Origin of the sequence: Vibrio sp. bablab_jr001, from assembly GCF_016464285.1 — a bacterium.
GTDB lineage: Bacteria > Pseudomonadota > Gammaproteobacteria > Enterobacterales > Vibrionaceae > Vibrio > Vibrio fluvialis.
In genome coordinates this window covers 1-6,386 of record NZ_JACDWZ010000006.1, presented here as the reverse complement: position 1 = coordinate 6,386, position 6,386 = coordinate 1, and the positions used below count along the sequence as shown (strand labels likewise).

Sequence of the window (6,386 nt, the reverse complement as noted above, 5' to 3'; positions counted from 1 at the left end):
GTTTTTAACATAGTCAGCGTGTCCTGGGCAGTCTACGTGTGCGTAGTGACGGCTTGGAGTGTCGTACTCTACGTGAGAAGTAGAGATTGTGATACCGCGCTCGCGCTCTTCTGGAGCGTTGTCGATTGACGCGAAGTCACGAGCTGCACCGCCGTATACTTTAGACAGAGTAGTACAGATTGCTGCAGTTAGAGTTGTTTTACCGTGGTCAACGTGGCCGATAGTACCAACGTTTACGTGCGGTTTCGTACGTTCAAATTTTTCTTTAGACATGAGTTGTCCCTCTAGGTACGGATATAGGTGGCTTTAATTTATGACCACGCAACCAAAAATTACCGGTAGTAAAGTATATATCAAAAGGAAAACTTTGCTTAGAGCTGGTGCTGATAGGCAGATTCGAACTGCCGACCTCATCCTTACCAAGGATGCGCTCTACCGCCTGAGCTATATCAGCACTCTTGAATGAGTGGAGCGGGCAGCGGGAATCGAACCCGCATCATCAGCTTGGAAGGCTGAGGTAATAGCCATTATACGATGCCCGCAACACGTAACTCTGAGAGCTATTTCCTTTAGAATATGGTGGAGGGGGACGGATTCGAACCATCGAAGGCGGAGCCGGCAGATTTACAGTCTGCTCCCTTTGGCCACTCGGGAACCCCTCCAAATTTTATCCACTATACGTCTTGGAGTTTTACTCCTAAGGAAAGTGGTGCCGACTACCGGAATCGAACTGGTGACCTACTGATTACAAGTCAGTTGCTCTACCTACTGAGCTAAGTCGGCATAAGTGGAGCGCATTCTATTGAATGATTTCTTAGCTTGCAACCCTTAAAGCTAAAAAAAATCCAAATTTGGCACGTTTTTGTTTATTCGATGATTTTTCACCCGAATTTAGGTTCAATCGCTAATTCTGTCATCTTTCTCATTTGCATTATCAGCGCCATATTGTATGTTCCCTTCTCTTATTCTAATTATACGATTGAGCATTTTATGAGCCCGTACTTGTCTTTTGCTCGTCATCAGTGGGCAGAGTTGAGAAATTCTGTGCCTATGACGTTGTCGGAAACGGACCTTCAAGAGCTGCAAGGCATCAATGAAAACCTAACCATCAAAGAAGCGATAGAGATCTATCTGCCGCTCGCCAGGTTGTTGAATTTGTATGTCGCCGCCAGGCAGAGCCGTAACTCAGTGCTGAATCAGTTTTTGGGTAACACCGAAAAAGCACCACCTTTTGTGATTGGTATTGCCGGCAGTGTCGCCGTCGGGAAAAGCACCACTGCTCGTCTGCTCAAAGCGCTGCTATCACGTTGGGAAAACCATCCGAAAGTCGAGTTGATTACCACCGATGGTTTTCTGTACCCGAACCGCATTCTGAACGAACGCGACATCATGCATAAAAAGGGGTTCCCTGAATCCTATGACATGCGCCGTCTGGTCCAGTTTGTCTCGGACGTGAAAGCTGGCGAGCCACATGTGGAAGCCCCGATCTACTCGCATCTAACTTACGACATTACGCCGGAAGTTAAAGTGGTCGATCGCCCGGACGTATTGATCATTGAAGGTCTGAATGTGCTGCAAAGCGGCATGGACTACCCACATGATCCGCATCGTGTTTTTATCTCTGACTTTCTCGACTTCTCTATTTATGTCGATGCCGACAGCACGATGATCGAGAAGTGGTATGTGGAACGTTTCATGAAGTTTCGCCAAGGTGCTTTTATGAAGCCGGGATCGTATTTCAGCCACTACACTCAATTGAGCGAAGAAGAGGCCGTCGCCAAGGCGAAAGAGATTTGGCACAACATCAACGGCAAAAACCTGCAACAGAACATTTTGCCGACCAAAGAGCGCGCGCAACTGATTCTGCGTAAAAGCCTCAATCATACGGTGGAAGAAGTGCTGCTGAGAAAGTAGTATCTGCAATAAAAAAAGAGGCCTGAGCCTCTTTTTTATTCACCTTTACGTAACGAAATTTCGCCACCGATAAAGCTCTTTATCCCATCTTCCATTTCCAGCAATACGCCACCATGCGCATCGATGCCCCGTTCAATACCGGTAATCTCATTGGCGCCCATGATCAGTTGCACTTTACGGCCAATAAAGTTGTCCAGTCGGTTCCAACGTTCGACAAAGTCCTGCATGCCATGTAACTCATAGTCGCGCAGTGCCTGATCCAGTGCCTGAATGAAGGCGACCGCCAGTTGGTTACGATCGACACGATCCTGACCGATCACCTGCGACAAACTCGCCCACGGCTGATCGATGTTGGATTCACGATCCTGCATAATGAGGTTCATCCCCATACCAATCACTAAATGGGCAGCCGCGCCGGCTTGACCCGACAACTCCACCAGAATCCCGGCAAGTTTGCGATCTTGGTAATACAGATCGTTTGGCCATTTCAGTTTGACGCCTTCCAGCCCCATCTTTTCCAACGCTTCAACAATCGCGACTCCGACCACTAAACTCAGGCCCATAGCCGCCGCAATTCCCGCATCGAGGCGCCAGTACATGGAAAAGTAGAGGTTAGCGCCGAAAGGTGACACCCAATGACGACCACGACGTCCTCGCCCATTGGCTTGGTACTCCGCCAAACACACCGTGCCTGATGTCAACGTATCAACGTTATCCAGCAGATACTGGTTGGTTGAACCAATAATAGGATGCAGTTCAACCAGATTGTTCACTTGAGCTTGAATAAACGCTTCATCCAACATATGCAGTGGCTGAGCCAACTGGTAGCCTTTGCCTTGTACGCGAAATACGTCCACGCCCCATTCCTGAATGCCTTGAATGTGTTTGCTGATCGCGGCACGGGTCATGCCTAACTGCGCGCCAAGCGATTCACCAGAATGAAAAGCACCATCCGACAATGTCTTTAATAACGTCAGTTTCACACTATGCTCTTTCACTCTGCTTGCTCCATTAGGGTAGTTAAATGAGTTTCCTGAATTGCGCCCATAAAGCGCACTTCATGTTCAAGGCGAATGCTGTATTTCTCTTCGACTCGTTCTCGCACTAACGCAGCCAGCTCAACGACATCTCGTGACGTAGCATGGCCGGTATTTATCAGAACCAGGGCTTGTTTGGGATGAACTTGCGCGCCTCCCACACTCACACCTTTTAAACCCGCGCTATCAATAAGCCAGCCCGCCGCCACTTTCACACCGCCTGCTGCCAGATAAGCCACCATCTCTGGATACGTTTGTTTGAGTTTCGCGTAGTGTTCCTCTGCAATCACAGGGTTCTTAAAAAAGCTCCCCGCATTACCAGTGACAGAAGGGTCAGGCAACTTGTCCATACGAGTACGACATACTGTGTGATAGATCTCTTCTGGCGAGCAACTCTCACCTAATGCCTGCAAAGGGCCGTAAGAGGCTACCGCTTGCCAGTGCTTTTTCAGCACGAGTCCGACAGCGACAACAATCGCTTTACCATACAGCTGGTGTTTAAAAATGGAGTCTCGATAACCAAACTGGCACTCTTGCGCGCTAAGACGCTTGATGGAAAAGCTTTCCAGACACAGGTAGTCCACATACTGGCAGATATCCTGAAACTCGACTCCATACGCGCCGATATTCTGAATGGGAGCAGACCCCGCGCAACCAGGAATGAGAGCGAGATTCTCCATACCATAGAACTGCTGGTTCATACACCAGGTAACTAAGGCTGGCCAATCTTCGCCTCCGTTTACATGCAGGTAGTGATGATGTTCATCTTCACGGTGTTCGATACCTGTAATGTTATTCACCATGACCAACCCCTGATAAGGTTCAGTAAACAGCATATTACTGCCCTTACCCAGCATCAGTTTAGGTGAGCCTTGCCAACGCTCATTTTTATAGAGTTGCACCAGATCATCCACCGATCCAATGATCGCCAGCGCCTTGCACGACTGTTCGATACCAAACGTATGATAGGGCTTTAAGTTCGCGTCGAGATGTAATTGCATGAGATTCTTTGAATAAACTAAACTGGGGTCATTCTACAACAGATGTACTTTGAAGACAGATACAAATGCCAACTCTGCAGTTTGAACACATAGACCCGATAAAGTTGCCTTTGATAAAGCGTTTTTATAAGCAGCACTACGCGAGTACCAAACCCAAAAGCGATGAATTAATGATTGGTGCGTACAGCGAACAAGGTTTGTGCGCCGTAGTGCGATTTCGCCAAATAGCTCAGTATCGGCTGCTGACCGGCATGGCGGTAGACAGTAACCAACGAGGATGTGGCATCGGTCTCGCCTTGTTGAACTACTGTAGTCAACACATCTTACAACATAACGATTACTGCTTTGCCTATAGCCACCTTGCTGAGTTTTACCGCAAAGCGGCTTTCATCCCGGTAATGGCTGATACACTTCCTACCGAACTACAAACATTACTTAATCGTTATTCATCAAGCGGTAAAGATCTCATTCCGATGCAATTCATCCCATAGAGATGGTAAGAATTGTGCACTTTCCTAGCCTTTCTTTGCCGAGTTTTGGTAATATGCTCTGCTCGCAATTTTGCACGTACGTAAGGTAAAGCATCCCTATGATTGCTCGTAGAAACCCATTCGAACAGCTACCAACTATTGCGCAAGATCCGAATAAGTTTGGTATTTTGTTCTCTGCCAAAGAATTCCGCACTCATCTGATTGAGTCGATTCGTCAGGCAAGTAAGCGTATCTACATAGTGGCGCTCTATTTAGAGAATGATGATGCTGGTCGCGAAATTCTCACTGAGCTGTATGAAGCGAAGCAACGCAATCCCGGCCTGGACATCAATATTTGTGTTGACTGGCACCGTGCCCAACGCGGCCTTATCGGCGCGGCTTCTTCCGAAGGCAATGCGGCGATGTACAAATCTTTCAAAGATCAGTATGACCATTGCATTCCGGTTTATGGTATTCCCGTTCGTGGCAAAGAAGTCTTTGGTGTCCTACACCTAAAAGGCTTCATTATCGATGATCAAGTGATCTACAGCGGCGCCAGCCTTAACAACGTCTATTTGCATTACAAAGAACGTTACCGCTTTGACCGTTATCATACGATAGAAAACCAAGTGTTGGCCGACAGTATGGTCGCGTTCATTCAGCAGCAGATGCTGGCTCACCCGGCGGTCAACGATCTCGCATGTCACAGCAAGCCAACCACCAAAGAAATTAAAACCGATATTCGCCAGTTCCGCGCGACGCTATCTCAAGCTGGGTACGATTTTGAATCGCAGCAGGTATCACCTGATCAAGTGGGCATTACGCCGTTGGTCGGTATCGGCAAACGCCGCAACCGCCTGAATCAATACATCGTTCAGCTGATTGCTCAGGCTAAAGATGAAATCTTCATCTGCACACCGTATTTCAATTTCCCGAAAGGCGTCGCCAAGGAAGTGCGTAAAGCTATTAAACGCGGTGTTAAAGTCCATATTGTGGTGGGTGATAAAACGGCGAATGACTTCTATATTCCACCGACGCAAGAGTTTAAAACCATTGGTGGATTGCCGTATTTGTATGAACTTAACCTGCGTCGATTTGCGAAAATCAACGAAGCGAATATCGCCAGCCGCAAACTCTCTATCCATCTGTGGAAAGATGGGGATAACAGTTTCCACTTGAAAGGAATCTGGGTGGATAAACGGTATATGCTCATCACTGGCAACAACCTTAATCCACGCGCCTGGAAGCTAGACTTAGAGAACGCAATTCTGATCACTGATGATTATCATCACCTGACTGAGCGTTTTGAACAGGAAGTACAAAACATTCTCCAGCACACTCAACTGGTTTGTACGTACAAACAAATTGAGAAGCTTGAGAACTATCCAGAAACCGTTCAGCGCCTGATTCGTAAAATTACGCGGGTCAAAGCCGATCGAGTGCTCAAACAGATTCTCTGAGTATCCAACACTTTGATAAGCCGATGCCCAGCATCGGCTTTTTTTATATCTTTGCTATCCCCTAACCACTCAGAAACACCGCACCAAGGGGTCACAACTTTCGGCCCAGATACGCACACTCTCTTCCGCAAGCCTTCAAGACAAGGTTCTGTAGTACACCAGTCTGAAGCCAACCTGAGTAACGCCAAGCAAGAGAAGCCAGGTCTATCTCTGCAAACAGAGGCGCGATGACAACAAAGCCGAAGGGGTAAGAGCCTGAAATAGGTAACGACCCGTTAGGAATAACGCTTACGAGCGACAAAACGCTGGGGCATAAAGAGAAAGAGGAGAGCGAAGCGCCAGTGAGGCTGGAGAGTGTGGAGGTTTAGCAACTCCCAGATAGCAAAAAACCCCAGCATTGCTGCTGAGGTCTTAAATAAGTGGCGGAGCGGACGGGACTCGAACCCGCGACCCCCGGCGTGACAGGCCGGTATTCTAACCAACTGAACTACCGCTCCGCACTGG

General features: G+C 47.9%; 6 protein-coding genes and 5 tRNA genes. 3 read left to right on the top strand and 8 right to left on the bottom strand.

Annotation, left to right across the window (positions count from 1 at the left end; translation table 11 throughout):
- The 5 genes from JIG40_RS00820 to JIG40_RS00800 form a co-directional block, all read right to left on the bottom strand.
- Positions 1–273 (bottom strand): GTP-binding protein (locus JIG40_RS00820; RefSeq protein ID WP_244662614.1); only part of this gene is annotated, 273 nt, incomplete at its 3' end.
- A 105-nt stretch (positions 274–378) separates the two neighbouring features.
- Positions 379–454, bottom strand: a tRNA-Thr gene (locus JIG40_RS00815).
- Between the two features lie 13 nt (positions 455–467).
- A tRNA-Gly gene (locus JIG40_RS00810) sits at positions 468–542 on the bottom strand.
- Between the two features lie 35 nt (positions 543–577).
- Positions 578–662, bottom strand: a tRNA-Tyr gene (locus JIG40_RS00805).
- A gap of 45 nt (positions 663–707) precedes the next feature.
- Positions 708–783: transfer RNA gene (locus JIG40_RS00800), tRNA-Thr, on the bottom strand.
- Positions 784–990: 207 nt separating this feature from the next.
- On the opposite strand from JIG40_RS00800, the gene coaA reads away from it, so the two are divergent.
- Positions 991–1,914 carry a type I pantothenate kinase gene (gene coaA / locus JIG40_RS00795; RefSeq protein ID WP_024374524.1) on the top strand — a complete coding sequence of 308 codons (924 nt, stop codon included), beginning with the start codon at positions 991–993 and terminating at the stop codon, positions 1,912–1,914.
- 35 nt (positions 1,915–1,949) lie between these two features.
- Here the strand turns inward: coaA and birA are convergent, their stop codons facing one another.
- Both birA and murB read right to left on the bottom strand, forming a co-directional pair.
- The gene (birA, locus tag JIG40_RS00790) at positions 1,950–2,912 is read right to left on the bottom strand and encodes a bifunctional biotin--[acetyl-CoA-carboxylase] ligase/biotin operon repressor BirA (RefSeq protein ID WP_199464615.1); all 963 of its coding nucleotides are present in this window, start codon (positions 2,910–2,912) and stop codon (positions 1,950–1,952) included.
- Positions 2,909–3,952: a UDP-N-acetylmuramate dehydrogenase gene (gene murB, locus JIG40_RS00785; RefSeq protein ID WP_199464614.1), complete on the bottom strand. Its 1,044-nt coding sequence runs from the start codon at positions 3,950–3,952 to the stop codon at positions 2,909–2,911. The genes birA and murB overlap by 4 nt, the downstream gene beginning before the upstream one ends.
- Positions 3,953–4,017: 65 nt before the next feature.
- Here murB and JIG40_RS00780 point away from each other — a divergent pair, with 65 nt between their 5' ends.
- Together JIG40_RS00780 and pssA are read left to right on the top strand one after the other, a co-directional pair.
- Complete coding sequence (locus JIG40_RS00780; RefSeq protein ID WP_199251191.1) at positions 4,018–4,443, top strand: GNAT family N-acetyltransferase; 426 nt, start codon at positions 4,018–4,020, stop codon at positions 4,441–4,443.
- 98 nt (positions 4,444–4,541) lie between these two features.
- Positions 4,542–5,882, top strand: a complete 1,341-nt coding sequence (gene pssA, locus JIG40_RS00775; RefSeq protein WP_024374528.1) for a CDP-diacylglycerol--serine O-phosphatidyltransferase — start codon at positions 4,542–4,544, stop codon at positions 5,880–5,882.
- Positions 5,883–6,302: 420 nt separating this feature from the next.
- Here pssA and JIG40_RS00770 read toward each other — a convergent pair.
- Positions 6,303–6,379: transfer RNA gene (locus JIG40_RS00770), tRNA-Asp, on the bottom strand.
- Between the last annotated feature and the right edge of the window lie 7 nt (positions 6,380–6,386).

What these genes read in the sequence shown, in the direction of transcription:
- pssA (WP_024374528.1), top strand. Translation starts at nt 4,542, where the DNA reads ATGATTGCTCGTAGAAACCCATTCGAACAGCTACCAACTATTGCGCAA.
- murB (WP_199464614.1), bottom strand. Translation starts at nt 3,952, where the DNA reads ATGCAATTACATCTCGACGCGAACTTAAAGCCCTATCATACGTTTGGT.
- JIG40_RS00780 (WP_199251191.1), top strand. Translation starts at nt 4,018, where the DNA reads ATGCCAACTCTGCAGTTTGAACACATAGACCCGATAAAGTTGCCTTTG.
- coaA (WP_024374524.1), top strand. Translation starts at nt 991, where the DNA reads ATGAGCCCGTACTTGTCTTTTGCTCGTCATCAGTGGGCAGAGTTGAGA.